This window comes from Pseudomonas sp. Irchel s3h9 (genome assembly GCF_900187475.1).
In the GTDB taxonomy this organism is placed as follows: Bacteria; Pseudomonadota; Gammaproteobacteria; order Pseudomonadales; family Pseudomonadaceae; genus Aquipseudomonas; species Aquipseudomonas neuropathica.
The window spans coordinates 301,617-327,736 of record NZ_FYDH01000001.1 but is presented as its reverse complement, the minus strand read 5'-3'; the positions used below and the strand labels follow the sequence as shown (position 1 = coordinate 327,736).

Genomic DNA, 26,120 nt, shown 5'->3' with positions numbered 1-26,120 from the left:
GGCGCCCTGCTCATTTCAGCTCTACACTCGTCCGGACAGGCCGTCGCACCGCGCCTGATGGAACGGCGAGCCTATCAGCCCTGCACTCGCGGTTCTCTTTCACAGTCAAGGAGATGACCATGCAAGTGAAAGCCCTGATCGCCGCTGCGCTTTTCGCGCTACTGCCCAGCGCCAGCCACGCCACCAACCTGATGTACATGCCCTTCGAAACCGTGCTGTCGGACGCGATTCGCGCCGGACGGCTGGATGGCAGTGTGAAGTTCTATCTGCTCGGCAATGGGCCGCAGGGGACTCAGCAGTTGTTGCGCAGCGGGGTGGTCAGTGATTTGAAGACCAACGGATTCAACAAGAGTGATCACGATTCCTGCGAGTGGGTGTTGCAGTCGAATCTGATCAAGTTGCAGGCCGATGCCAAACGGGTCGGGGCGAATGCGGTGGTCAATATCGTCAGTTATTACGACCAGCATGTGCGCAAGGATTTGAATACCTACGAGTGCCGGGCGGGGATTTTCGTCACGCGGGTGGCTTTGCGGGGCGATCTGATACATGTGGATTGATTGAATAGTAGAAACGGCGACAGAAATCATCCTGCGCGTTCTCACAAAATTTTTAGCTTGTCATTTTGAAAGCTATCTGGCTCCGTTATGACGGACAAACCTACTTTCTTATCTTCTTATATGGCTGAACCGGCCTAATTACGGCTGCTGATCAGACAACATTTATATACCAAAAAAACAACACTCGAAGCTTAAAACCATAACCAAAAAATCTAACAGACTGTCAGTTATGACAGGTGCGAAAACCATCAATACTACGCATGCTTCCTACAGCATCAAATGCTGATGCACCTGCAAGAACAAAATTTCATTTCAATTGAAAAGGAAACAGTCATGACAGATTACGACGCCAACATGAAAAACCTTTTAACCACCTCATTAAAAGAAGTGACAAAAGAAAGTCGAGATCGAGATGCTATTCGCAACCTAACACACGAAAAAATTGAATATGGGAGCTGGCGTATGAAGGTTTCAGTTTCCGCAGGATGGAAAATCGAATCAGGTGGACAATCCATTGACGACTACGTTTCCAAGCTTTACGACTTCTTACATGGTGCACAGAAAGATCAAAATTATACCGGATATATTACAGAAACGGAAAATGGAATGACTCACAATTGCACGATCGTGATTTCGGACGTTGTCAAACATATGAATGAGGGTCTTTAAATCCACTCTATCTCGAGTTAAAAGCATTTCAATGTGCGCGACGAAAAGCCGCCGACGCTTATAAGCCGGCAGCCCCATGCGATTGGTTTTCATACCAACTTAACCATGTTCAACACCTTAACCTTGTCCACAGGAGAAACCAAGAGGACGCAGCAGTTGTTGCGCCGATGGGTGGTCAGTGATTTGACGACCAACGGCTTCAACAAGAGCGACCACTATTCCTGCGAGTGGGTGTTGCAGTCGCATCTGATCAAGTAGCAAGCCGACGCCAAGCGGGTCGAAGCGAATGCGGTGGTCAATATCGTCAGTTATTACGACCAGGATATGCGCAAGGGCTTTTTGAAGCGATTGACCGGACCGATTGATACTGCCGCAGTACATATACGTTAATCATTCATCTGCTGATAAAAGCAATCCTTATATAAAAATCAACCAAAAAGCGCACAGCAACAAAAAATATATTCTTAAAACCTGTCAAGGTTGACAGGTGCGAAGGGAATCGAACTGTTTTATCTTCGCTCTTCGAGAACTCATGCACTACCCCCAGAGAAAGATATCTTATTTTGCCAAAACCTACTGGAGTTCAGTTAAATGACCAAAACCATAGAAGACGAAGCAGAACTTAAGAACATGTTGGTGTCATTGATGGTGCAAGCCACTAAAGACGCCAATAGCGTCAATCAAACATTTGAAGAACAGGCAACATACATCTTCAACGTAAAACCCCGGCAGCAGGATCCGCGTTTTGAAATGCTTCACCGCCCATTCATAAACGAATACTTATTGACGGCCAAGGTAACCGCCAGTGGCTCTTCGACCCCGATATCTCTCGACAAGTATATCGAGGACTTTCATTTTGGCGACACCCACCCATCTACTATTGACACTGAAAAGGAAGTCATAACCACCCACAATTCAACCACAATGACGTGCCGGATATTTATAAACCTAAAAGTTATTAATAAATATCGGGTAGTTCAATAAAAGATCTTTTTCGCGGTTCTCGTGAGGTTACCTTGGTCGGCTCACTCAACTTATGTGGCTTCTACTTCGGGCTTCTTCGCGGGCAGGCTTGCTCCCACAGGTGACTTCGATCAAATGTGTGTAAGGCTGCTCGCGAAGGGCCATCAGCCCTCAAAAAGGCTCGACCTTACGAGTAAGCAGTTCGACAAACGCCTTGGCCATCGGCGATTTCTGATCCTTGCGCTGCACCAGCCACACCGCCGACACCGCCTCCGGATCCAGCAACGGTCGATAAACCACGCCGTCGATGCGCATCCGCTGATAGGACGCCGGCAGCACCGAAACTCCGAGCCCCGCTGCGACCAGACCGATGATGGTCATCGCCTCGCCCGCCTCTTGGGCGAAGTGCGGGCTGAACCCGGCATCGCGCGCCAGGCTCAGCAATTGTGCATACAGCCCACTGCCGTAGCTGCGCGGAAAGAACACGAACGGCTCCAGCGCCAGCGCCGAGAGGAACAGTCCTTCTTCACTGCCTCGTGCCAGTGGATGCTTGGAGCCGAGCACGGCGACCAACGGCTCACGCATCAACTCAACCACACTCAGCGAATCCGGCAACCCCAGCGGGCGCATGATGCCGACCTCGATCGACTCGTCCACCAGGCCCTCGGCAACCTGCGTGCTACTCATCTCGCGAAGATTGAGGTGCACCGCCGGAAACCGCTGACGAAAGGAAAAGATCGCCTGGGGAATGGTTGAGTTGAACGGCGCCGACGAGGTGAAGCCAATCTTCAACTCACCCAGTTCACCCAGTTGCGCGCGTCGGGCGACGTCCGCCGCTTTATCCACTTGCGCCAAGACCAGCCGCGCCTCTTCGAGAAACAGCCGCCCGGCCTCACTCAGCTCGACCCGCCGATTGGTGCGCTCAAACAGGCGCGCACCCACTTCTTGCTCCAACGCTTGAATCTGCTGGCTCAGCGGTGGCTGAGAAATCCCCAGCACCTGTGCCGCGCGGCCGAAGTGCAGTTCCTCGGCGACGGCGATGAAGTAGCGCAGATGACGCAATTCCATGGAAACCCCATTAGGTCGTTAAAGCTATCAAACAGGTCGAACAATATATTGGATAGAAACATTAGCCAGCTATATGATTTTTTCATTGCCTGCCTGGCCGTGCCCTCCGAGGTCTGAAGTGAAAACTGCTGTCGCGCCCCTAGCCCATGAAGTCCCGCCTGCTGCAGCCGACGATGTCGTCGCCGAGCTGCAAGAGATCTACATTGAAAAAGGCACGCCGATGTTCATGCGCACGGTGCTGGCGCTGTTCAGCGGCGGCTTCGCGACGTTTGCCCTGTTGTATTGCGTACAGCCGATGATGCCGCTGCTGTCCCACGAGTACGGGATCAATGCGGCGCAGAGCAGCCTGATCCTCTCGGTGGCGACCGGCATGCTCGCCATCGGCCTGCTGATCACCGGACCGATCTCTGATCGGGTCGGGCGCAAACCGGTGATGGTGACTGCGCTGTTCGCAGCGGCGCTGTGCACCATGGCCAGCGCAATGATGCCGAGCTGGGAAGGTGTGCTGATCATGCGCGCGCTGATCGGGCTGTCGTTGAGCGGTCTGGCAGCGGTGGCGATGACCTATCTGAGTGAAGAGATCCATCCGCAACACATCGGTCTGGCGATGGGTTTGTACATCGGTGGCAACGCCATTGGCGGGATGAGCGGGCGCTTGATCACCGGCGTGCTGATCGATTTTGTCAGCTGGCACACGGCGATGCTGGTGATTGGCGGTCTGGCGATGATTGCCGCAGCGGTGTTCTGGAAGATCCTTCCCGAGTCGCGCAACTTCCGTTCACGCTCGCTGCACCCGCGCAGTCTGCTCGACGGCTTCACCATGCACTTTCGCGATGCCGGTCTGCCGCTGCTGTTTCTTGAAGCGTTCGTGTTGATGGGCGCGTTTGTCACGCTGTTCAACTACATCGGTTATCGCTTGCTGGCCGCACCGTACAACCTTGATCAGGTGTTCGTGGGCTTGCTGTCGGTGGTGTATCTGTCGGGGATCTACAGCTCGGCGAAAATTGGCTCGCTGGCAGACAAACTGGGGCGACGCAAAGTGTTGTGGGCGACCATTGCGCTGATGTTCGCCGGCCTTGCCTTGACGATGTTTACGCCACTGTTACTGGTGATTGTCGGCATGTTGATTTTCACCTTTGGTTTCTTTGGTGCGCACTCGGTGGCAAGTAGCTGGATCGGTCGACGCGCGACCAAGGCCAAGGGCCAGGCGTCGTCGTTGTACCTGTTCAGTTATTACGCCGGGTCGAGCATTGCCGGCACGGCGGGCGGGGTGTTCTGGCATCTCGGAGGCTGGAACGGGATTGGTTTGTTTATTGGTGCGCTGTTGCTGATCGCGCTGTTGGTGGCGTTGAAACTGGCGAAGTTGCCGCCACTCAGCGGTGTCAAAGCCTGAAGCGCAACCCATGTAGGAGTGAGCCTGCTCGCGATAGCGGTGTGTCAGCCAACATATTGGGCGACTGGCTCACCGCTATCGCGAGCAGGCTCACTCCTACAATTGATCTGCGTACGACGTTGAATCGTGGAAACAAAAACGCCCGGCATTTAGCCGGGCGTTTTTTATGGTGTGGCGATCACTCGTGATACTGCGCCGACAGCTCATGCACCGCGCGCAGGAACGCACCGGCATGTTCCGGATCAACCTCAGGCGTGATGCCGTGACCGAGGTTGAACACATGGCCACTGCCCTTGCCATAGCTGGCCAGAATGCGCCCGACTTCAGTGCGGATCGCTTCCGGTTTTGCGTAAAGCACGGTCGGGTCCATGTTGCCTTGCAGCGCAACCTTGTCGCCGACACGGGCGCGGGCGTTGCCGATGTCGCAGGTCCAGTCCAGGCCCAGGGCGTCGGCACCCGCCTCGGCGATGCTTTCCAGCCACAGGCCGCCGTTCTTGGTGAAGAGGATCACCGGCACTTTGCGACCGTCGTGCTCGCGGATCAGGCCGCTGACGATCTTCTTCATGTAGGCCAGCGAGAACTCCTGATACGCCGCCGCCGACAGGTTACCGCCCCAGGTGTCGAAGATCTGCACCGCTTGCGCGCCGGCCATGATCTGACCGTTGAGGTATGAGGTCACCGACTGCGCCAGTTTATCCAGCAGCAGGTGCATGGCTTGCGGGTTGTCGTAGAGCATCGCCTTGGTCTTGCGGAAGTCTTTCGACGAACCGCCTTCAACCATGTAGGTCGCCAGGGTCCACGGGCTGCCGGAGAAACCGATCAACGGCACACGGCCGTTCAGCTCGCGACGGATGGTGCTGACTGCGTCCATCACATAGCCGAGGTCTTTGTGCGGATCAGGGATTGGCAAGGCTTCGATGTCAGCGAGGGTGCTGACGACTTTCTTGAAGCGCGGACCTTCACCGGTCTCGAAGTACAGGCCCTGGCCCATGGCATCGGGGATGGTGAGGATGTCGGAAAACAGAATCGCCGCGTCCAGTTGTGGATAGCGGTCGAGCGGTTGCATCGTGACTTCGCAGGCGAATTCCGGATTCATGCACAGGCTCATGAAATCACCGGCCTGGGCGCGGCTGGCGCGGTATTCCGGCAGGTAGCGGCCGGCCTGGCGCATCATCCACACCGGGGTGACGTCAACGGGTTGCTTGAGCAGGGCGCGGAGGAAACGGTCGTTCTTCAGGGCAGTCATGTCGGCATCCGGAAAAAAAGTGCGGGCATTTTCTCAGAGCGCGACGCAAAAGGCACGGATGCAGGTCAGCCTTTTGTCTATCGGGTCAATTTATTGCGTTGGAATGCTGATTTTGCAGCAACACAACGCACTGTGGGAGCTGGCTTGCCAGCGATGCAGACACCTCGTTTTGTCAGATTGACCGAGGTGATGCTATCGCTGGCAAGCCAGCTCCCACAGGTATTGCATTGCAGTCAGCTAGACGGGTTTAGACGCCCAGGTAATCAAGGATCCCTTCGGCAGCATTGCGCCCTTCGAAGATTGCCGTCACCACCAGGTCGGAACCGCGCACCATGTCGCCACCGGCGAAGATTTTCGGATTGCTGGTCTGGTGCTTGTACTGACCTTGCTCAGGCGCAACAACGCGGCCCTGGCTGTCGGTCTGGATCTCGAACTGTTCGAACCACGGCGCCGGGCTCGGGCGGAAACCGAAGGCGATGACCACGGCATCAGCCGGGATGATCTCTTCGGAACCCGGGATCGGCTCTGGGCTGCGACGGCCACGGGCGTCCGGTTCGCCGAGACGGGTCTCGACCACTTTCACGCCTTCAACCTTGTCTTCGCCGACGATGGCGATCGGCTGGCGGTTGTAGAGGAATTTCACGCCTTCTTCCTTGGCGTTCTTCACCTCTTTGCGCGAGCCGGGCATGTTCGCTTCGTCACGACGATAAGCGCAGGTCACCGACTTGGCGCCCTGACGGATCGACGTGCGGTTGCAGTCCATCGCCGTGTCGCCGCCGCCGAGCACCACAACCTTCTTGCCTTTCATGTCGACGAAATCTTCCGGCGACTTTTCAAAGCCCAGGTTGCGATTGACGTTGGCGATCAGGAAGTCCAGCGCGTCATACACGCCCGGCAGATCCTCACCGGCAAAACCGCCCTTCATGTAGGTGTAGGTGCCCATGCCCATGAACACCGCATCGTATTCGGCGAGCAGTTGTTCCATGGTCACGTCTTTGCCGACTTCGGTATTCAGACGGAACTCGATGCCCATGCCGGTGAAGACTTCGCGACGATTGCTCAGCACGGTCTTTTCCAGCTTGAACTCGGGGATGCCGAAGGTCAGCAGACCGCCGATTTCCGGGTTCTTGTCGAACACCACAGGGGTCACGCCGCCGCGTACCAGCACGTCGGCACAACCCAGACCCGCCGGGCCCGCGCCGATGATGGCGACACGTTTGCCGGTCGGTTTGACCTTGGACATGTCCGGGCGCCAGCCCATGGCGAACGCGGTGTCGGTGATGTACTTCTCGACCGAACCGATGGTCACCGCGCCGAAACCGTCGTTAAGGGTGCAGGCACCCTCGCACAGACGATCCTGCGGGCACACCCGGCCGCAGACTTCCGGCAAGGTGTTGGTCTGGTGCGACAGTTCGGCGGCCTGGAGGATGTTGCCCTCGGCCACCAGCTTCAACCAGTTGGGAATGAAGTTGTGCACCGGGCACTTCCATTCGCAATACGGGTTGCCGCAACCCAGGCAGCGGTGGGCCTGATCGGCCGACTGCTGGGGTTTGAACGGTTCGTAGATCTCGACGAACTCTTTCTTGCGTTGACGCAACAGTTTCTTCTTCGGATCTTTGCGCCCGACATCGATGAACTGGAAGTCGTTATTCAGACGTTCAGCCATTGTTAAAACCTCATCAAACTCTTCAGGCGCATATCACTGCGGGTTGGCACGAGTGCTGGAAAGCAACGATTTCAGGTTGGCAGCCTTCGGCTTGACCAGCCAGAAACGGCGCAAGTAGTCATCGAGGTTCTCGGCGAGTTCACGACCCCACTCGCTGTCGGTTTCGGCGACGTACTCGTTCAGCACGTTTTGCAGGTGGCTGCGATAAGCCTCCATCGCTTCGCCGCTGATCCGCTGGATTTCCACCAGTTCGTGGTTGACCCGGTCAACGAAGGTGTTGTCCTGGTCGAGCACGTAGGCGAAACCACCGGTCATGCCAGAGCCGAAGTTGTAACCGGTCTTGCCCAGAACGCAGACAAAACCACCGGTCATGTACTCACAGCAGTGATCGCCAGTGCCTTCCACAACCGTGTGGGCACCGGAGTTGCGCACGGCGAAACGCTCGCCTGCGGTGCCGGCGGCGAACAACTTGCCGCCGGTCGCGCCATACAGGCAGGTGTTGCCGATGATGGCGCTTTCCTGAGTTTTGTAAACGCTGCCCTTCGGCGGCACGATGGTCAGCTTGCCACCGGTCATGCCTTTGCCGACGTAGTCGTTGGCGTCACCTTCCAGGTACATGTTCAGACCGCCGGCGTTCCACACACCGAAGCTCTGACCGGCAGTGCCTTTGAAGCGGAAGGTGATCGGCGCTTTCGCCATGCCCTGGTTGCCGTGCTTGCGGGCGATTTCGCCGGAGATCCGCGCGCCGATCGAACGGTCGCAGTTGCAGATATCCAGATCGAACTCGGCGCCGCTCATGTCGTTGATCGCCGACGACGCCATCTCGACCATTTTCTCGGCCAGCAGGCCCTGGTCGAACGGCGGGTTGCGCTCAACGCCGCAGAACTGTGGCTTGTCTGCCGGAATGTGATCGCTGCCCAACAGCGGCGTCAGATCCAGATGGTTTTGCTTGGCGGTCTGGCCTTCGAGGATTTCCAGCAGATCGGTGCGACCGATCAACTCTTCGAGGGAGCGTACGCCGAGCTTGGCCAGCCACTCACGGGTTTCCTCGGCGACGTAGGTGAAGAAATTCACCACCATGTCGACGGTACCGATGTAGTGATCCTTGCGCAGCTTCTCGTTCTGAGTCGCGACGCCGGTGGCGCAGTTGTTCAGGTGGCAGATGCGCAGGTATTTGCAGCCCAGCGCGATCATCGGCGCAGTACCGAAGCCGAAGCTTTCGGCGCCGAGGATCGCTGCCTTGATCACGTCGAGGCCGGTTTTCAGGCCACCGTCGGTCTGCACCCGGACTTTGCCGCGCAGGTCGTTGCCGCGCAGGGTCTGGTGGGTTTCGGCGAGACCGAGTTCCCACGGAGCGCCTGCGTATTTGATCGAGGTCAGCGGCGAAGCACCGGTGCCACCGTCGTAGCCGGAGATGGTGATCAAGTCCGCATAGGCCTTGGCCACACCGGCGGCGATGGTGCCGACGCCTGCTTCGGCTACCAATTTGACCGAAACCAGTGCTTTCGGGTTGACCTGCTTCAGGTCAAAAATCAGCTGCGACAAGTCTTCGATCGAATAGATGTCGTGGTGCGGCGGCGGCGAAATCAGGGTCACGCCCGGCACTGCGTAACGCAGCTTGGCGATCAAACCGTTCACTTTACCGCCCGGCAGTTGCCCGCCCTCGCCCGGCTTGGCGCCTTGCGCGACCTTGATCTGCAGCACTTCAGCGTTGACCAGGTATTCCGGGGTTACCCCGAAACGGCCAGTCGCGACTTGCTTGATTTTCGAGCTCTTGATGGTGCCGTAACGCGCCGGATCTTCACCACCTTCGCCGGAGTTGGAACGCGCACCGAGACGGTTCATGGCTTCGGCCAGGGCTTCGTGAGCTTCCGGCGACAAGGCGCCCAGCGAGATACCAGCGGAGTCGAAGCGCTTGAGCACCGATTCCAGCGGCTCGATTTCACTGATGTCCAGCGGCTTGTCGAGGGTCTTGACCTTGAACAGGTCGCGGATCATCGACACCGGACGGTTGTCCACCAGCGAGGTGTATTCCTTGAACTTGGCGTAGTCGCCCTGCTGCACGGCGGCCTGCAGGGTGTTGACCACGTCCGGGTTGTACGCGTGATATTCGCCACCGTGGACGAACTTCAGCAGACCGCCCTGCTGGATCGGCTTGCGCGGACTCCAGGCTTCGGTGGCCAGCGCTTTCTGCTCGGCTTCGATGTCGACGAAACGCGCACCCTTGATGCGGCTCGGCACGCCACGGAAGCTCAGGTCGCACACTTCTTCGGACAGGCCGATGGCTTCGAACAACTGCGCACCGCGGTACGAAGCGATGGTCGAGATGCCCATTTTCGACAAGATCTTCAGCAGACCTTTGGTGATGCCTTTGCGGTAGTTCTTGAACACCTCGTAGAGGTCGCCCAGCACTTCACCGGTACGGATCAGGTCGCCCAGCACCTCGTAGGCCAGGAACGGATAGACCGCCGAGGCGCCGAAGCCGATCAGCACCGCAAAGTGATGCGGATCGCGCGCGGTTGCGGTTTCAACCAGGATGTTGGAATCGCAGCGCAGGCCTTTTTCGGTCAGGCGGTGGTGTACCGCGCCGGTCGCCAGCGAAGCGTGGATCGGCAGTTTGCCCGGGGCAATATGGCGGTCGCTCAGAACGATCTGGGTCCGACCGGCACGCACGGCTTCTTCAGCCTGATCGGCAACGTTGCGGATCGCCGCTTCGAGGCCAACGCTTTCGTCGTAGTTGAGGTCGATGATCGCCCGTTCGAAACCCGGGCGGTCGAGGTTCATCAGCGAGCGCCACTTGGCCGGCGAAATCACCGGCGAGCTGAGGATCACGCGCGAAGCGTGTTCCGGCGACTCCTGGAAAATGTTGCGCTCGGCACCGAGGCAGATTTCCAGCGACATCACGATCGCTTCACGCAGCGGGTCGATCGGCGGGTTGGTGACCTGCGCGAACTGCTGGCGGAAATAGTCGTACGGCGTGCGCACACGCTGCGAGAGCACGGCCATCGGCGTGTCATCGCCCATCGAGCCAACGGCTTCGTAGCCTTGTTCGCCGAGCGGACGCAGGACCTGATCGCGCTCTTCGAACGTGACCTGATACATCTTCATGTATTGCTTGAGCTGATCAACGTCGTAAAACGCCGAACCGTGATCGTTGTCTTCCATGGTCGCCTGAATGCGCAGGGCATTCTTGCGCAGCCATTGCTTGTACGGATGACGGGATTTCAGACGGTTGTCGATCGCATCGGTATCGAGGATCTGCCCGGTTTCGGTGTCCACGGCAAAGATCTGGCCAGGGCCGACACGGCCCTTGGCAATCACGTCTTCAGGCTTGTAATCCCACACGCCGATTTCCGAGGCGAGGGTGATGAAACCGTTGGTGGTGGTGACCCAGCGTGCCGGACGCAGACCGTTACGGTCGAGCAGGCACACCGCGTAGCGACCGTCGGTCATTACTACGCCAGCTGGGCCGTCCCACGGCTCCATGTGCATCGAGTTGTACTCGTAGAACGCACGCAGATCCGGGTCCATGGTTTCGACGTTCTGCCACGCAGGTGGAATGATCATCCGCACACCACGGAACAGGTCGATGCCACCGGTGACCATCAGTTCGAGCATGTTGTCCATGCTCGAGGAGTCGGAACCGACACGGTTGACCAGCGGGCCGAGTTCTTCCAGATCCATCAGATCGTTGGTGAACTTGGTCCGACGGGCCTGCGCCCAGTTACGGTTACCGGTAATGGTGTTGATCTCGCCGTTGTGGGCGAGGAAGCGGAATGGCTGAGCCAGCGGCCATTTCGGCAGGGTGTTGGTGGAGAAGCGCTGGTGGAAAACGCAAATCGCGGTTTGCAGGCGCTCGTCACTCAGGTCCGGATAGAACGCGGCCAGGTCGGCCGGCATCATCAGGCCTTTATAGATGATGGTCTTGTGCGAAAAGCTGCAGATGTAGTGGTCGGAGTCGACGGCGTTAGACACCGACGAACGACGACGGGCGCTGAACAGCTTGACCGCCATGTCCTGATCGCTCAGGCCTTCACCACCGATGTACACCTGCTCGATCTGCGGCAGGCGCTCAAGGGCCAGGCGGCCGAGGACGCTGGTGTCGATGGGCACTTTGCGCCAGCCGATCAGTTGCAGGCCTTCAGCGAGGATCTCGCGGTTCATGTTCTCGCGAGCGGCTTCGGCCTTGGCCGGATCCTGGTTGAAGAAAACCATGCCCACCGCGTATTGCTTGGGCAGCTCGACGCTGAAGGTTTCCTGGGCAATGGCGCGCAGGAACGCATCAGGTTTTTGAATCAGCAGACCGCAACCGTCACCGGTCTTGCCGTCGGCATTAATCCCACCGCGGTGGGTCATGCAGGTCAGGGCCTCAATGGCCGTTTGCAAAAGGGTATGACTGGGCTCGCCCTGCATATGGGCTATCAGGCCGAAACCGCAGTTATCCTTGAATTCATCTGGTTGGTACAGACCTGCTTTCATAGACACTTTCTCACCAGGCTGCCTCTTTTCGAGGCAAATTTCTTTTCAATTCAACCACTTGCATCCTGCGCCGAACGTACGCCGGCTTCGCGGGGGCAAAAGGGTGGTCATTGTACACAGCGACACAGAGGCTCACAAATTTGACGACGAAATGTCGCAAATTCATGTCGCATTTGTGAAAGGTTTAAAGCGATCTGCTGTGCTAGTCAAAACTTTTTTAATTTTGACCGCAACGACTCAAAGACTACTGTGACGCAGACACCACAAGGCACGCGACCTGGAAGGAAGCGCGCACTCGTAGAAATTTTGAGGTGCTTGGAGAGGCGGCCTGGGTAAGGCCGCCGAATCTTCAGCGAGTTGTTGCCAGTTCCTGTTGGACGCTGGCGACAGTGCGAGGCCAAGGTTTACCAGCCTGAACCTTCGCTGGCAAGGCCTTGATGGCAGAAACGGCTGCATCACGATTGGCGAAGTTGCCGTAGGTGATCACGTAAAGCGGTTTGCCGTTGAGGACTTTCTTGAAATAACGGTACTCGCCGCCCTGCTCTTTGACGAAGTTTTGCGCTGCCGCTTCAGAGCTGGTGCCGAGGATCTGCACCACGTAATTACCGGTCGGCTGACCGGCATACCAGCTGCCACCGGCGGCTTTGGCGACGGTCACAGGCTTCTCGGCCGGTTTCGTAGCGGCGACGGGCTTGGCCGGCGCTGGAGCCGGTTTCGTCGCTGGCGCTGCCGGAGCAGGCTTGGCGGTGGCGACTTGTGTTGGCGCAGGAGTCGGTTTGGCCGCCGGAACTGGCACCGGTGTTGGCGCAGGACCTGCGGGAACACCTGCCGGTGGCGCCGAAGTGGTCACGGTTGGTGGTGTGGCGCTGGAGCCTTCCAGAGGCACACCGTCGTCGCCTTCGGTAATACCGCCAGCGGCTTCAGCCAGCGGGCCGCGCATGACCGGCTGGGAGTTACCGACCAGCGGCAACGGCATCGGTTGCGTATTGCCGGCGAACTCGACGTTCGGTGCGCCGCCATTGGCACCCTGCCCCAATGGCAACTGTGCCTGTTCATTGGCAGGAGCGCCGGTGGTTGGCGCCTTATTGCGACCCGGCATCAACCAGGCGGCGGCGACCGCGACCACAACGACGGCGGAAATCGCCAATACGTGTTTCTTCGGCATGTTGAACCCCATACTTGGACGCTTGACCGCAGAGCGGCTGGCAATCATGACTTCGATCAGAGCATCGCGAGCGACCTGGTTGATGTTGCCCGGCCAACCCTCGGCACTTTCGTGAATATCAGAGATCTGATCTGCGCTGAAAAGTTCGACACCCCGGCCGGCACCTTCGAGCCGTTGGTCGAGATATTCGCGGGTCTCTTCTTCGGTGTACGGCTGCAGCTCGATGACGTGGAAACGCTCTTCCTCAAGGTGCAAAGCCTCGAGCTGAGCGATCAGCGACGATTCACCGAACAGGAACACATGCGGGCGACCTTCCGGTGCGCCGGCACCCAGCGCCATCAGCGCTTCGAGAGCGGACTCGTCGAGCTGCTCAGCGTCGTCCACCAACAGATAGACTTCCTGGCCGGTCAGTGCGAGTTGCACCACTTGATCCAGAATCGCGCCAACTTCGGCCTGAGCGACGTTCAGCGCCTGCGCCACCTGGCGCAACACACCGGCAGCATCACCGGCGCCACGGGCGGAAACCACCACGCTCTGCACCGACTGCTTGTTGGTGCTGGCGACCAGCGCCTGACGCAGCAACGTCTTGCCGCTGCCTTGCGGGCCGGTGACCACCAGCAGCAACTGGCTGTAACGCGCCAGATGATGCAGTTGACCCAGCACCGGTTTGCGCTGAGCCGGGAAGAACTTGAAGCCCGGCACGCGTGGCGCGAACGGGTCGTGACTTAACTGGAAATGGCCGAGGAACGCCTCGTCGGCATGCAAACTAGTCATTGGAATCTTTTCAACCTTTAAGCTGAGCCAGGGCGCGGTAATCCGCTCCCAGCGTGGCCTGTAGAACCTCTTTCGGATAATCGTCGGTCACTACCGCTTCGCCCATCCGGCGCAGCAGCACCAGGCGCAGACGACCGTCGATCACTTTTTTGTCGATTGCCATGTGTTGAAGAAAATCGGCTTCGGTCATTTCAGTCGGCGGCACCACTGGCAAGCCGGCGCGCTGGAACAGACGAATACCGCGATCACGCTCCTCGTCACTGATCCAGCCCAGACGAGCGGACATCTCCAGCGCCATCACGGTGCCAGCCGCGACCGCTTCCCCGTGCAACCAGACACCATAGCCCATGTGGGTTTCGATGGCGTGGCCGAAAGTGTGGCCGAGGTTGAGCGTGGCACGTACGCCGGTTTCTTTCTCATCGGCGCCAACCACCGCAGCCTTGGCCGCGCAAGAGCGCTCGATCGCGTAAGTCAGGGCTTTCTGGTCCAGCGCGCGCAGGGCATCGACGTTTTCTTCGAGCCAGGTCAGGAACGGCTCGTCGCAGATCAGCCCGTACTTGATGACTTCGGCCAGACCGGCAGACAGTTCGCGCTCTGGCAGGGTTTTCAGGGACGCCGTATCGATCAGCACCACGTTCGGCTGGTAGAACGCGCCAACCATGTTCTTGCCTAGTGGATGGTTGATACCGGTCTTGCCGCCCACCGAAGAATCGACCTGGGACAGCAATGTCGTCGGAATTTGGATGAAGTCGACGCCGCGCTGGTAACAGGCAGCGGCAAAACCGGCCATGTCACCGATCACACCGCCGCCAAGAGCGATCACGGTGGTACGGCGGTCATGACGGGCAGTCAGCAGACCGTCGAAGATCAGTTGCAGGGTTTCCCAGTTCTTGAAGGCTTCGCCGTCCGGCAACACCACGGAGATCACCGAGAACTGCGCCAGGCTGCGGGTCAGACGTTCAAGATAGAGCGGCGCAACGGTCTCGTTGGAGATGATTGCCACCTGCCGCCCATGGATATGCGGAGCCAGCAGCTCGGGCTGATCCAACAAACCTTCGCCAATATGAATCGGGTAGCTGCGCTCGCCTAGATCGACCTTGAGTGTCTGCATGTGTCCCCACAGTGAAGATGGAAGCAGGCGTCCTGCCCTGAATTATTGGTTATCTGCGGCCTATAGCGGGTATGACGCCGCTTGCACGCCATCCGCCACAACCTCGGCGGACTGTGACAGGACGCCGAGGATAGCGCATTTCGAGCGCTGCTTTAACGGGGAGGAAGCTGCGCCAGACGATCGAGAATGTCGAGCACCACCATACGTGGCGGCCGCTCGTCGGTTTCCACCACCAGATCGGCAATTTCCCGATAAAGCGGATCGCGGATCGCCAGCAGGTCACGCAGGGTTTTTTCCGGATTGGCAGTACGCAGCAACGGCCGGTTGCGATCGCGCGACGTGCGGCCGACCTGCTGCTCCACAGAGGCGTGCAGATACACCACTCGCCCACCCTCATGCAGGGCCTTGCGATTGGCATCGCGCATGACTGCGCCACCGCCGGTCGCCAACACCACGCCATCGAACGCGCACAGCTCGGCGATCATCGCCTGCTCACGGTCACGAAAGCCGGGTTCGCCTTCCTTGTCGAAGATCCACGGGATATTGGCGCCCGTGCGCAATTCAATTTCCTTGTCGGAATCTTTGAACGGCAGGCGCAGCTCTTTGGCCAGTAACCGGCCGATGGTGCTTTTGCCAGCACCCATCGGTCCTACAAGAATCAAATTTCGCACAGAATCAACGACTCACAGCAATCGCCTGGTTATTCATGATACGTGGTGTGAGAAATACCAGCAGCTCGGATTTTTTCTCCGATACCACATCACGCCGGAAAAGGCGGCCAAGATACGGCACATCGCCAAGAAATGGCACCTTATCTACGACCTTGCTTTGAGTATTTGAGAAAACACCGCCAATCACGATGGTTTCGCCGTCATTGACTAGTACCTTGGCGTTGACCTCGTTTTTCTTGATCGGCGGCACATCCTGCACTTTGTTCAGGTAATCCGGTTCGTCCTTGGTGACCTTGACCTCCATGATGATGCGGTTGTCCGGGGTGATCTGCGGGGTGACTTCCAGCGACAGCGAGGCCTCCTTGAACGACACCGACGTCGCGCCGCTGGAGCTGGCTTCCTGATACGGAATCTCGGTGCCTTTGAGGATTTTTGCGGTTTCCTTGTCGGAGGTGACAACCTTCGGCTGCGAGACGATTTCGCCGTTGCCGGTCTTCTCCATGGCAGTCAGCTCAAGATCAAGCAGGACGTTGTCGGTAATGAAGGCAATGCCGATCCCCGATGTATTACCCACAGTGCCCATGTCGACGAACGGCGAATTGGTGCTGGTACTGCCCGGCGTACCAATGGTGGTCGATGAACCGTTGACCCCGGAAGCGTTCCAGTTGCCCTTGTTCTGGATCGAGCCGCCCCAGCGCACGCCCAGACTTTTGTCGTAATCGACGTTGGCCTCGACAATCCGTGCTTCGATCATCACCTGACGCACCGGAATATCCAGTTGCGCCACGATCCGCCGCAGTTCGTCGAGGCGATCCTGAGTCTGGTAGGCAATGATGTTGTTGGTGCGCTCATCAACGGTAATCGAACCGCGCTCATCGATTTTCGCCTCGGCACTGGTCACCGACTGGAACAGCTTGGCGATGTCCGCGGCTTTGGCGTAGTTCACCTGTAGCAGCTCGCGGCGCAACGGCGCCAGTTCGGCGATCTGCTTCTGCGACTCCAGTTCCTGACGCTCGCGGGCAGCGATTTCATCGGCCGGCGCCACCAGCAGCACATTGCCGATCTTGCGCTTATCCAGGCCTTTGGTTTTCAACACCAGATCCAGGGCCTGATCCCACGGCACATTTTGCAGACGCAAGGTGATGCCACCCTGCACCGTGTCGCTGGCAACCAAATTGAGGTTGGTGAAGTCGGCGATCAGTTGCAGCACCGAGCGCACATCAATGTCCTGGAAGTTCAGCGAGAGCTTTTCGCCGACGTACGCCTGACGGTCAGCGTTGCGTTTTTGCAGGTCATCGACGGTCATCGGGCGGATGCTGACGGTCAGTTTGTTGTCAGTCTGGAAGGTGGAGTACTCGTAGGTGCCACTGGGTTCAACCGTAATAACTGTCCGATCAGCGGTTACTCCGGCATTGACGAACTGCACCGGGGTGGCGAAATCCTTGACGTCGAGGCGTACCCGCAACTTGTCCGGCAACTGCGTGCGCGCGAAGCTGAGGATGATCTTGCCGTCATGTTCCTGGATATCCGGGGCGATGGTCGGATCGGACAGGTCGATGACCACATTGCCTTCCCCCGCCGTACCACGCTGGAAGTCCACACCGCGAATCGCCCGGCTTTTCGGCACAAATGCCTTGGCGGGTGCGGCCGCTTTAGCCGTAGTGCGGGGCGCAACGGCTGCAGGGCGCGACGCAGCTGCTGGTGCGCCCTGACCGACCACCACGAACAGGTTATTGCCTTCGACCCGCGTGGTGTAAGGCGCCAATTGCGTCAGGCTGACAATCAGCCGCGTACGCTCCTTGGCCTCAACCACAGTGGCGGTGCGCGCATTGCCACTGCCCAGATCGAGGTTCTTGCTGGCCAACTGACTGGCGACACCGGGCAGGTCCAGGGCAATCCGCGCCGGCGATTCGGTGGTGTAGCCCTTGGGTTGTGGCGGCGGGCCGTCGAACGACAACTTCAGCTCGACGCGATCACCCGGCAACGCCGCCACGTCGAGCGTCTTCAGATTGGCCGCGAGTACCATCGGTGACATCAGCGCTATCCATAGCGAAAAACCGAGGGTGGAGAAAATCCTGTTCATTGTTCGACTTCCACTATGAGTGCTCTTTCAAAGGAATGGTGCGCGGACGCTCCAGCCAGGCGCCTTCGCCGTCGGGCACGATTTCGACGACATCGACCTGGGTAGCGCTGATGGCGACGATGCGACCGTCATTGCGCCCCAGGTAATCGCCGACCTTCAACCGATGCACGCCGCCAGCGCCGCGCAGCAACGCAAAGGAGCCGGAAGCATTGGCAATCGTGCCGACCATCTCGAACTGCTCGATGTTGAAACCTTCGAGGTATTGCTTGACCCGATTGGGATCGGGCTTGACGTTGCGTGAGCCATGTTTCTGCCCGGCCAGATCAACCCGCACCTGGCGCGAGAACGGACTGCGCAGGTTGGCCGCGCTGTAAGTGAATGTTGGGTAAGACCGGAATGTCGGGGTTGGTTCAATCTTGCCTGCCGGGCGCAGGCGTACTTCATTCAAGTAGGCATCAAGATCGCTGAAGTCATTGCTGCCACCACAACCGTTCAACGCGAGCAGCGTCATCGACAAAGCGATGTAACGAGTCGGGCTCATTTCTGCAGCCCCTTATCGTTATACCGGTAGGTCTTGGCAAGGATGCTCATGCGCAGCTTCGGCCCGCCCTCTTTATCGGCAGGAGCGAGTTCGAAATCGTGCAAGGTGACAATGCGTGGCAGCCCGGCCACGCCACTGACGAAGGTCGCAAGGTCGTGATAGGCACCGGTGACGGTGATCTGGATCGGCAGCTCGATGTAAAACTGCTGGGTGACCTCCGGCAGCAGTTTGATCTCTTCGAACTCCAGGCCGCTGCCCAGCCCCGTGCGGGTGATGTCTTCGAGCAGGCCCGGCACTTCGGTGTCACTGGGCAATTGGCGCAACAGCACGCCAAAGGTGTTTTCCATCGCCTTCATTTGTTGGGTGTACAACTCAAGGTTGGCCGAAAGACGTGCCTTGCTGGCGAACTGCTCCTTGAGCGTGGCTTCTTCCTCGCGCTTGGCTTCGAGTTGGTTTTCCAGGTCACTGATGAAAAAGTTATAACCGAGCGCCAGGACCAACACCATCAACAGCGCCCCGGCGATGGCTTTCACTGCTGCCGGCCATGAGCCGATGTTGCTGGTATCGAGGTCGTTGAAATCGATGTCGCGCAGACTTTCCAGCCATTCGGACGGCTTCATTGCTCGTCCTCCACGGTGCGGGGCTGGGTCTGCCGTACGGTCAACTCAAACGTGTTGGCCTGATCCACCTGGCCCGCCGTCGTCGCCTTCACCTCGTTGAGACTGGGCGCGTCGAACCAGTCGGAAGCATCCAGATTGCGCATCAATTCGGAGACCCGGTTGTTCGATTCGGCTGCACCGCTGATCGACAGGGTTTTGCCAACCATCTTCACGTCGGTGAAATACACACCGTCCGGCAGCGTGCGCGCCAGTTGATCGAAGATTCGCCCACTGATCTGCCGGTTGCCCTGCAAGTCCTGGATGATGCGCATGCGCTCGACCAGTTGCTGACGACGCGCCTTGAGATCGCTGATCTGTTTGATCCGTTCGTCGACCACAGCAATCTGCTTGCCGATGTAATCATTGCGCGCCACTTGTCGTGCAATGGCGGTGCTGATGACCTGATCGGCAATCAGCACCGCACCGACCGAGCCAACCACCACGCCGATCAAGGCCAGCAGAAAGCGTTTGCGCCGTTCTTCGCGACGCTCCTCGCGCCAGGGTAGGAGGTTGATCCGCGCCATCAGTCGAAACTCCTGAGCGCGAGCCCGCAGGCGATCATCAGCGCCGGCGCGTCGCTGGCCAAAGCCCCGGCGTTGACCTTGCTGCTCAAGGCCATGTTGGCAAACGGGTTGGCTACTTGAGTCGGCGTGCTCAGGCGCTGCTCGATCAGCCGATCCAGTCCGGGCACTGAAGCCGTGCCGCCGGCCAGCAGAATGTGATCGACCGCGTTGTATTGCCCGGAGGCGAAGAAGAACTGCAGCGAGCGCGACACTTGCTGCACCAGCGCCTCGCGAAACGGTTGCAAGACCTCGCTGATGTAATCATCGGGCAGACCGCCCTGTTTTTTCGCCAGCCCCGCTTGTTCGAGGGTCAGGCCATAGCGGCGCTGGATTTCCTCGGTCAGTTGCCGGCCGCCGAACAATTGCTCGCGGGTATAGATGATCTTGCCATTGTGCAGGACGCTGAGCGTGGTCATGGTCGCGCCGATGTCGACCACAGCGACAGTCAGACGCTCCTGAGAAGCCGCCAGTTGCGTGGCCAGCAAGCCGAACGAGCGCTCCAGTGCATAGGCTTCGACGTCGACTACCCGTGCGGTCAGCCCGGCGAGGGCCAGCGCCGCTTCACGAACTTCGACGTTTTCCTTGCGACAGGCAGCGAGCAACACATTGACCCGCTCAGGGTTGCGCGGTGACACGCCCTGGACTTCGAAATCGATGGCGACTTCGTCCAGCGGGTAGGGAATGTACTGATCGGCCTCGATCTTCAGCTGGTTTTCCAGCTCGTCGTCGGACAGCCCGGCGTCCATCTCGATGATCTTGGTGATCACGGCAGAACCGGCCACTGCGACTGCCACGCTCTTGAGCCCGGTGCGCGCCTTGACCAGTAAACGGCTCAGGGCCTGACCCACGCCTTCAAGTTCGGCGATGTTCTTTTCGACCACGGCGTTGACTGGCAATGGCTCTACCGCATACGCCTCGACCCGGTAGCGATCACCCTGACGGCTCAGTTCCAGCAGCTTCACTGACGTGGAACTGATGTCGATCCCCAGTAACGTATTGGCCTTTTTATTGAAGAGTCCCAGCACTACCAATTCCCTATGACTTTCCGTGAGTTACGGACTCTGTAATACGCATTGCGTTCCTTCACCCCGTCTTGACAGAAGCGCAAATGACGCCCCCAGCAGAAAAGTGCTTATAATGCCCAGCGTTTTTTTTCCGCTTTTTACTGCAAGCGCGGATGGTTCTGTGTGTAGCCGGAGCCCCGTCGCCAAATTCATTCTTTGCACTGGATGTCCAAAAGCCTTGATTCGTCTGCTGAAATTTTTCGGTTGGTCCATCGTCGCCGTTTTCTGCGGACTGCTTTTAGGTCTCAGCGGCGCGTTTCTTTACCTTAGTCCGGGTTTGCCGTCTGTGGAGGCTCTGCGAAGCATTCAGTTGCAGATTCCGCTGCGGGTCTACTCCAGCGACAACAAGTTGATCGCCGAATTTGGCGAAATGCGCCGCACACCGATCCGTTTCGCCGACATTCCCCCCAATTTCATTAATGCGTTACTAAGTGCTGAAGACGACAATTTCGCCAACCACTATGGCGTCGATCCGAGCAGCCTGATGCGCGCCGCGACCCAACTGGTCAAAAGCGGACACATTCAGTCCGGCGGCAGCACCATCACCATGCAGGTAGCGAAGAACTTCTTCCTGACTAGCGAACGCAGCTTCTCGCGCAAAACCACCGAAATTCTTCTGGCCCTGCAGATCGAGCGACAGCTGACCAAGGATGAAATCCTTGAGCTGTACGTGAACAAGATCTATCTGGGCAACCGCGCCTATGGCATCGAAGCAGCGGCGCAGGTGTATTACGGCAAGTCGATCCGTGATGTCAGCCTGGCGCAGATGGCGATGATCGCCGGCCTGCCGAAAGCCCCGTCGCGTTTCAACCCGCTAGCCAACCCGGCGCGCAGCAAAGAACGCCGCGACTGGATCCTCGGGCGCATGTACAAGCTTGGCAAGATCAGCGAAGCGGACTACACCGCTGCGATCAACGAACCGCTGAACGCCAGCTATCACGTGCCGACCCCGGAAGTGAATGCACCGTATATCGCTGAAATGGCTCGTGCCGAGATGGTCGGCCGTTATGGCAGCGACGCTTACACCGAAGGTTTCCGCGTCACCACCACGGTGCCGAGCAACCTGCAGGAAATGGCCAACACCGCGCTGCACGAAGGTTTGATGACCTACGACCAGCGTCACGGCTACCGTGGCCCCGAATCGCGTCTGCCGGGCAAGACCCGTGAGGCCTGGGCAAGTGAACTTACCAAGCAGCGCACCATCAGCAGCCTGGAGCCGGCCATCGTCACCCAGGTCGACAAGAACGGCCTGCAAGTGCTGACCCGTACCGGCGAAGAGCACGTCGCCTGGGACACCATGAAATGGGCACGACCGTTCCTCAACACCAACAGCATGGGCGCCAATCCGCGCCAGCCGTCGGATGTCGCGGCGGTCGGTGATCTGGTTCGCGTGCAGCGTCAGAAAGACAATTCACTGAAGTTCAGCCAGATCCCCCAGGCGCAAGGTGCGCTGGTGTCGCTGGATCCGCAGAACGGCGCGATTCGCTCGCTGGTCGGCGGTTTCGCCTTCGAACAGAGCAACTACAACCGTGCGATGCAGGCCAAGCGTCAGCCCGGCTCGAGCTTCAAGCCGTTCGTCTACAGTGCCGCGCTGGATAGCGGCTACACCGCCGCCACGCTGGTCAACGACGCGCCGATCGTGTTTGTCGACGAATATCTGGACAAGGTCTGGCGCCCGAAGAACGACACCAACACCTTCCTCGGCCCGATCCGCCTGCGTGAGGCGCTGTACAAGTCGCGTAACCTGGTGTCGATCCGCTTGCTGCAGGCGATGGGCGTAGGCAAGACCATCGACTACATCACCCGTTTCGGCTTCAACAAGCAGGATCTGCCGCCCAACCTGTCGCTGGCGCTGGGTACTGCAACGCTGACACCGATGGAGATTGCGACCGGTTGGAGTACGTTCGCCAACGGCGGTTACAAGATCACCCCGTACATCATCGACAAGATCGAAAGCCGTAATGGCGATACGCTGTTTCTCGCCAACCCGCCAACCGTGCCTCAGGGCGGTTCGGCGACGGACGGTATCGCCGCACCGCACACCGATTCGTTTACGGTCAACACCACACCGGTTGCGGGCGAGGCGCCGGGCAGCGCGGCCGTGCCGCAAACACCGGCAGTGGCTGAGCGAATTGTCGATGGCCGCACCACTTACATCCTCAACAGCATGTTGCAGGACGTGATCAAGCTCGGCACCGGCCGTCGCGCGCTGGCCATGGGCCGCAGCGATATCGCCGGCAAAACCGGTACCACCAACGAATCGAAAGATGCCTGGTTCTCCGGTTACAACGCCGACTACGTGACCACGGTCTGGACTGGCTTCGATCAGCCGGAAAGCCTCGGTCGTCGCGAGTTCGGCGGTACTGTGGCGCTGCCGATCTGGATGAACTACATGTCGGCTGCGCTGAAGGACAAGCCGCCGCACGTGCAGCCTGAGCCGGAAGGTTTGCTGAGTCTGCGCGTGGATCCGGTCAGTGGCCGTGCGGCGACGCCGAGTACGCCGGGCGCGTATTTCGAGCTGTTCAAGTCTGAAGACACGCCGCCGTCGGTGAATGAGCTGGGTAATGGCGCCGTACCGGGCAGCCCGCTGCCAGCGGATGAGCAGGCGCCGATCGATCTGTTCTGATCCTGAAGTAGCAAAAAGCCCCGCCTTCGTGAGATGTGCGGGGCTTTTTTATGGCTGAAGATCTAGAGCCCCTCACCCTAGCCCTCTCCCGGAGGGAGAGGGGACTGACCGAGTTGTCTAGCGCTCTACATCGACCTGAGAGAGCTGTGTCGATTATGGATTCAAAACAATACGTTCAGGTCGGCGTAACTCCCGAACATCCCCCAATCAGTCCCCTCTCCCCCTGGGAGAGGGCTAGGGTGAGGGGGTTCTTGATCTTCAGGCAATAAAAAACCCCGACTCTCACGAGCCGGGGCTTTCGTTTGAAGCGCTACAACGGCTTAGCCGTTGAACACGTCATCCACGCTTTTCAGCGGGTAGTTCTTCGGATACGGCAGGGTGGCCACACCGGTCTCGATCGCGGCTTTGGCCACAGCGTCGGAGATCAGGGTGATCAGGCGCTTGTCCATTGGCTTCGGAATGATGTACTCACGGCCGAATTCCAGCGGAGCACCACCGTAGGCATCGCACACGTCCTGAGGAACAGGCAGCTTGGCCAGTTCACGCAGGGCGTTGGCGGCAGCCACTTTCATTTCTTCGTTGATGCGCTTGGCGCGAACGTCCAGAGCACCACGGAAGATGAACGGGAAGCCCAGCACGTTGTTGACCTGGTTCGGGTAGTCCGAACGGCCGGTAGCCATGATCACGTCGCTACGGGTAGCGTGCGCCAGCTCCGGGGAGATTTCCGGATCCGGGTTCGAGCAGGCGAACACGATCGGGTTGGCCGCCATCGACAGCAGGCCTTCAGCGCTCAGCAGGTTCGGACCGGACAGACCGACGAACACATCAGCGCCTGCCAGTGCGTCAGCCAGGCTGCGCTTCTCGGTGGCGTGAGCGAATACCGCTTTGTACTGGTTCAGGTCGTCACGGCCGGAGTGGATCACACCGGTACGGTCAACCATGAAGATGTTTTCGATGCGTGCGCCCATGCTCACCAGCAGTTTCATGCAGGAGATGGCGGCAGCGCCGGCGCCCAGGCAGACGATTTTCGCTTCTGGCAGGGTTTTGCCAGCGATTTCCAGGGCGTTGATCATGCCCGCAGCGGTCACGATCGCGGTGCCGTGCTGGTCATCGTGGAATACCGGAATGTCGCACTGCTCAATCAGAGCACGTTCGATCTCAAAGCACTCGGGTGCCTTGATGTCTTCCAGGTTGATACCACCGAAAGTGATGGAGATACGTTTTACGGTATCGATGAAGGCTTGCGGGCTTTCGGAGTCGACCTCGATGTCGAAAACGTCGATGCCGGCGAAGCGCTTGAACAGTACGCCTTTACCTTCCATTACCGGCTTGGAAGCCAATGGGCCGAGGTTGCCCAGACCGAGAATCGCGGTGCCATCGGAAATGACTGCAACCAGGTTGCCCTTGCCGGTGTATTTGTAGGCCAGTTCAGGATCGCGAGCGATCTCACGCACTGGTTCAGCTACGCCGGGGCTGTAGGCCAGCGACAAGTCGCGAGCGGTAGCAGTGGCCTTGGTGAGCTCGACACTCAGCTTCCCTGGACGAGGATTGGCATGATATTCGAGAGCGGCAGTTTTCAGATCAGACATTTTGGCATTCCGCTTTTTACTGTTGGACAGACTGGTCAGCGAGGATACGCGCCTCGCAAAGTCCCCACAAGACTGAGCGGTCACCCCTGTCAAGCGCCCTGCCCTACTACTTTGGGCCAAGAGCCACGGCGCACAAGGGCTAGACTGTTCACAATCGACAGAAAAAATGTCTACAATTTTTCTTCAGCGCGGCGTTTGCAACATTGAAGGATCCGTCAACGGAAGCAGCCAGCGCGACTGGCCGGATTGCAATCCACCGCGCCTGGAACGATCAACGATCCAGCCGCGAGCCTCGATCTGCTTGCCTTTCAACGCCTGCAATCGGGCATTGTCAAATTGTCTGACCAGATTGGGAGCAACGCGCAATACAAGAGAGTCCTGCAACTCGATCCAGATTCCGCCTCGATTGCGCTGAACCTTGCTCACACGCCCACTGATCACGGCGAAACCCGAGCGCTGGATCTGCTCCGCTTTCAGTACAGGTGATTGCCGCCAGAGGCCCAGCCCGGCCTTTCGCGCACTGCGTTCGGCGGCTTGCTGGCAGGCAACAAGATCGACATTCGGCGCAACCGCGACCTGGAAACCGAGGCCATCGGCGAGCATTTGCGCTTCGAGATTGGCGCCGCTGGTGCTGTAAATATGCGCGAGCGTACGCCCGTAATGGTCTTTGGCTTGCTTGCCGGGGCGCAAACCGACACGTCCGCCGCTGGCATCGACCAGCGCTTGCAGGCGTTTGCGTGCCGCCACGGCGAAGGGTTCGTCGCTGCGGCCCTGTCTGCCCAGCTCAGGCGTGTTGAGGCCGATCATGCGTACGCTGCGACCGTCGCTCAGGCGCAGCGTGTCGCCATCGACCACGCGCTGCACGGTGACGCTGGCCAGTCCCGCAGGCGCCGGACAGAAGGCCTGCGCGCCGGATAGCCAAATCGCAGACACAAAAAAGGCGCCCGCGAGGGACGCCTTTTTCAGCAACGAGGAAAAGCCCACCGGGCCCTTCAACCTTACTCTGCAGCAGCAGGTTTCTTGCCGAAAGCACCGAAACGGTCTGCGAAGCGCTGAACGCGGCCGCCAGTGTCCAGAGTCTTCTGCTTACCGGTGTAGAACGGGTGGCATTCGTTGCAAACGTCGATTGGCAGAGCTTTGCCGAAAGTCGAACGAGTTTCGAACTTGTTGCCACAGCTGCAGGTAACAGCGATGACTGGGTAATTCGGGTGGATATCAGCTTTCATGGTGTCT

At 58.7% G+C, this 26,120-nt stretch carries 21 protein-coding genes; 6 read left to right on the top strand and 15 right to left on the bottom strand.

The window, feature by feature from the left end; genetic code table 11:
- Nucleotides 1-119: 119 nt before the first annotated feature.
- The 4 genes from CKW26_RS01440 to CKW26_RS01425 all read left to right on the top strand — a co-directional run bounded on the left by CKW26_RS01440 (nt 120) and on the right by CKW26_RS01425 (nt 2,210).
- Nucleotides 120-557, top strand: coding sequence for an excinuclease (locus tag CKW26_RS01440; protein WP_095047215.1), 438 nt, complete (start codon nt 120-122; stop codon nt 555-557).
- A gap of 333 nt (nt 558-890) precedes the next feature.
- Nucleotides 891-1,226 (top strand): hypothetical protein, encoded by a 336-nt coding sequence (locus CKW26_RS01435; RefSeq protein WP_095047214.1) that lies wholly within the window; start codon nt 891-893, stop codon nt 1,224-1,226.
- A gap of 33 nt (nt 1,227-1,259) precedes the next feature.
- Nucleotides 1,260-1,484, top strand: a complete 225-nt coding sequence (locus CKW26_RS30180; protein ID WP_256579858.1) for a hypothetical protein — start codon at nt 1,260-1,262, stop codon at nt 1,482-1,484.
- Between the two features lie 333 nt (nt 1,485-1,817).
- Nucleotides 1,818-2,210 (top strand): hypothetical protein, encoded by a 393-nt coding sequence (locus CKW26_RS01425; RefSeq protein WP_095047213.1) that lies wholly within the window; start codon nt 1,818-1,820, stop codon nt 2,208-2,210.
- Between the two features lie 150 nt (nt 2,211-2,360).
- On the opposite strand, the gene CKW26_RS01420 is transcribed toward CKW26_RS01425, so the two are convergent.
- The gene (locus tag CKW26_RS01420) at nt 2,361-3,257 is read right to left on the bottom strand and encodes a LysR family transcriptional regulator (protein WP_095047212.1); all 897 of its coding nucleotides are present in this window, start codon (nt 3,255-3,257) and stop codon (nt 2,361-2,363) included.
- 118 nt (nt 3,258-3,375) lie between these two features.
- Here CKW26_RS01420 and CKW26_RS01415 point away from each other — a divergent pair, with 118 nt between their 5' ends.
- A complete protein-coding gene (locus CKW26_RS01415) occupies nt 3,376-4,650 on the top strand; it encodes an MFS transporter (protein ID WP_095047211.1) in 1,275 nt (424 codons plus the stop codon).
- 178 nt (nt 4,651-4,828) lie between these two features.
- On the opposite strand, the gene hemE is transcribed toward CKW26_RS01415, so the two are convergent.
- From hemE to CKW26_RS01355, 11 genes are all read right to left on the bottom strand, one after another.
- Nucleotides 4,829-5,896 (bottom strand): uroporphyrinogen decarboxylase, encoded by a 1,068-nt coding sequence (gene hemE / locus CKW26_RS01410; RefSeq protein WP_008077242.1) that lies wholly within the window; start codon nt 5,894-5,896, stop codon nt 4,829-4,831.
- Between the two features lie 247 nt (nt 5,897-6,143).
- Nucleotides 6,144-7,562 (bottom strand): FAD-dependent oxidoreductase, encoded by a 1,419-nt coding sequence (locus tag CKW26_RS01405; protein WP_007909438.1) that lies wholly within the window; start codon nt 7,560-7,562, stop codon nt 6,144-6,146.
- Between the two features lie 33 nt (nt 7,563-7,595).
- Complete coding sequence (gltB, locus tag CKW26_RS01400) at nt 7,596-12,041, bottom strand: glutamate synthase large subunit (RefSeq protein ID WP_095047210.1); 4,446 nt, start codon at nt 12,039-12,041, stop codon at nt 7,596-7,598.
- Nucleotides 12,042-12,390: 349 nt separating this feature from the next.
- Nucleotides 12,391-13,980 (bottom strand): AAA family ATPase, encoded by a 1,590-nt coding sequence (locus tag CKW26_RS01390; protein WP_095047209.1) that lies wholly within the window; start codon nt 13,978-13,980, stop codon nt 12,391-12,393.
- 10 nt (nt 13,981-13,990) lie between these two features.
- On the bottom strand, nt 13,991-15,091 hold the full coding sequence (gene aroB / locus CKW26_RS01385) for a 3-dehydroquinate synthase (protein ID WP_093430081.1): 1,101 nt from the start codon (nt 15,089-15,091) through the stop codon (nt 13,991-13,993).
- Between the two features lie 152 nt (nt 15,092-15,243).
- Nucleotides 15,244-15,762, bottom strand: a complete 519-nt coding sequence (gene aroK / locus CKW26_RS01380) for a shikimate kinase AroK (RefSeq protein ID WP_011332081.1) — start codon at nt 15,760-15,762, stop codon at nt 15,244-15,246.
- A 4-nt stretch (nt 15,763-15,766) separates the two neighbouring features.
- On the bottom strand, nt 15,767-17,845 hold the full coding sequence (gene pilQ / locus CKW26_RS01375) for a type IV pilus secretin PilQ family protein (RefSeq protein WP_095047208.1): 2,079 nt from the start codon (nt 17,843-17,845) through the stop codon (nt 15,767-15,769).
- 13 nt (nt 17,846-17,858) lie between these two features.
- Nucleotides 17,859-18,386 carry a pilus assembly protein PilP gene (locus tag CKW26_RS01370; protein ID WP_095047207.1) on the bottom strand — a complete coding sequence of 176 codons (528 nt, stop codon included), beginning with the start codon at nt 18,384-18,386 and terminating at the stop codon, nt 17,859-17,861.
- Nucleotides 18,383-19,006, bottom strand: coding sequence for a type 4a pilus biogenesis protein PilO (gene pilO, locus CKW26_RS01365; protein WP_095047206.1), 624 nt, complete (start codon nt 19,004-19,006; stop codon nt 18,383-18,385). The genes CKW26_RS01370 and pilO overlap by 4 nt, the downstream gene beginning before the upstream one ends.
- Complete coding sequence (locus CKW26_RS01360; RefSeq protein WP_095047205.1) at nt 19,003-19,569, bottom strand: PilN domain-containing protein; 567 nt, start codon at nt 19,567-19,569, stop codon at nt 19,003-19,005. Before CKW26_RS01360 ends, pilO begins: the two co-directional genes overlap by 4 nt.
- Entirely contained in the window at nt 19,569-20,633 is a 1,065-nt protein-coding gene (locus tag CKW26_RS01355; protein ID WP_093430076.1) for a pilus assembly protein PilM, read from the bottom strand. Before CKW26_RS01355 ends, CKW26_RS01360 begins: the two co-directional genes overlap by 1 nt.
- A 217-nt stretch (nt 20,634-20,850) precedes the next feature.
- On the opposite strand from CKW26_RS01355, the gene CKW26_RS01350 reads away from it, so the two are divergent.
- Nucleotides 20,851-23,298: a penicillin-binding protein 1A gene (locus CKW26_RS01350; RefSeq protein WP_095047204.1), complete on the top strand. Its 2,448-nt coding sequence runs from the start codon at nt 20,851-20,853 to the stop codon at nt 23,296-23,298.
- 320 nt (nt 23,299-23,618) lie between these two features.
- Here the strand turns inward: CKW26_RS01350 and CKW26_RS01345 are convergent, their stop codons facing one another.
- From CKW26_RS01345 to rpmE, 3 genes are all read right to left on the bottom strand, one after another.
- Entirely contained in the window at nt 23,619-24,887 is a 1,269-nt protein-coding gene (locus tag CKW26_RS01345) for a malic enzyme-like NAD(P)-binding protein (RefSeq protein ID WP_090280412.1), read from the bottom strand.
- A 183-nt stretch (nt 24,888-25,070) separates the two neighbouring features.
- Nucleotides 25,071-25,871 (bottom strand): thermonuclease family protein, encoded by an 801-nt coding sequence (locus CKW26_RS01340; RefSeq protein WP_095047411.1) that lies wholly within the window; start codon nt 25,869-25,871, stop codon nt 25,071-25,073.
- A 14-nt stretch (nt 25,872-25,885) separates the two neighbouring features.
- Entirely contained in the window at nt 25,886-26,113 is a 228-nt protein-coding gene (gene rpmE / locus CKW26_RS01335) for a 50S ribosomal protein L31 (protein WP_016984589.1), read from the bottom strand.
- Between the last annotated feature and the right edge of the window lie 7 nt (nt 26,114-26,120).

What these genes read in the sequence shown, in the direction of transcription:
- CKW26_RS01440 (WP_095047215.1), top strand. Translation starts at nt 120, where the DNA reads ATGCAAGTGAAAGCCCTGATCGCCGCTGCGCTTTTCGCGCTACTGCCC.
- CKW26_RS01435 (WP_095047214.1), top strand. Translation starts at nt 891, where the DNA reads ATGACAGATTACGACGCCAACATGAAAAACCTTTTAACCACCTCATTA.
- CKW26_RS01425 (WP_095047213.1), top strand. Translation starts at nt 1,818, where the DNA reads ATGACCAAAACCATAGAAGACGAAGCAGAACTTAAGAACATGTTGGTG.
- CKW26_RS01420 (WP_095047212.1), bottom strand. Translation starts at nt 3,257, where the DNA reads ATGGAATTGCGTCATCTGCGCTACTTCATCGCCGTCGCCGAGGAACTG.
- hemE (WP_008077242.1), bottom strand. Translation starts at nt 5,896, where the DNA reads ATGACTGCCCTGAAGAACGACCGTTTCCTCCGCGCCCTGCTCAAGCAA.
- CKW26_RS01405 (WP_007909438.1), bottom strand. Translation starts at nt 7,562, where the DNA reads ATGGCTGAACGTCTGAATAACGACTTCCAGTTCATCGATGTCGGGCGC.
- gltB (WP_095047210.1), bottom strand. Translation starts at nt 12,041, where the DNA reads ATGAAAGCAGGTCTGTACCAACCAGATGAATTCAAGGATAACTGCGGT.
- CKW26_RS01390 (WP_095047209.1), bottom strand. Translation starts at nt 13,980, where the DNA reads ATGACTAGTTTGCATGCCGACGAGGCGTTCCTCGGCCATTTCCAGTTA.
- aroB (WP_093430081.1), bottom strand. Translation starts at nt 15,091, where the DNA reads ATGCAGACACTCAAGGTCGATCTAGGCGAGCGCAGCTACCCGATTCAT.
- pilQ (WP_095047208.1), bottom strand. Translation starts at nt 17,845, where the DNA reads ATGAACAGGATTTTCTCCACCCTCGGTTTTTCGCTATGGATAGCGCTG.
- CKW26_RS01370 (WP_095047207.1), bottom strand. Translation starts at nt 18,386, where the DNA reads ATGAGCCCGACTCGTTACATCGCTTTGTCGATGACGCTGCTCGCGTTG.
- pilO (WP_095047206.1), bottom strand. Translation starts at nt 19,006, where the DNA reads ATGAAGCCGTCCGAATGGCTGGAAAGTCTGCGCGACATCGATTTCAAC.
- CKW26_RS01360 (WP_095047205.1), bottom strand. Translation starts at nt 19,569, where the DNA reads ATGGCGCGGATCAACCTCCTACCCTGGCGCGAGGAGCGTCGCGAAGAA.
- CKW26_RS01345 (WP_090280412.1), bottom strand. Translation starts at nt 24,887, where the DNA reads ATGTCTGATCTGAAAACTGCCGCTCTCGAATATCATGCCAATCCTCGT.
- rpmE (WP_016984589.1), bottom strand. Translation starts at nt 26,113, where the DNA reads ATGAAAGCTGATATCCACCCGAATTACCCAGTCATCGCTGTTACCTGC.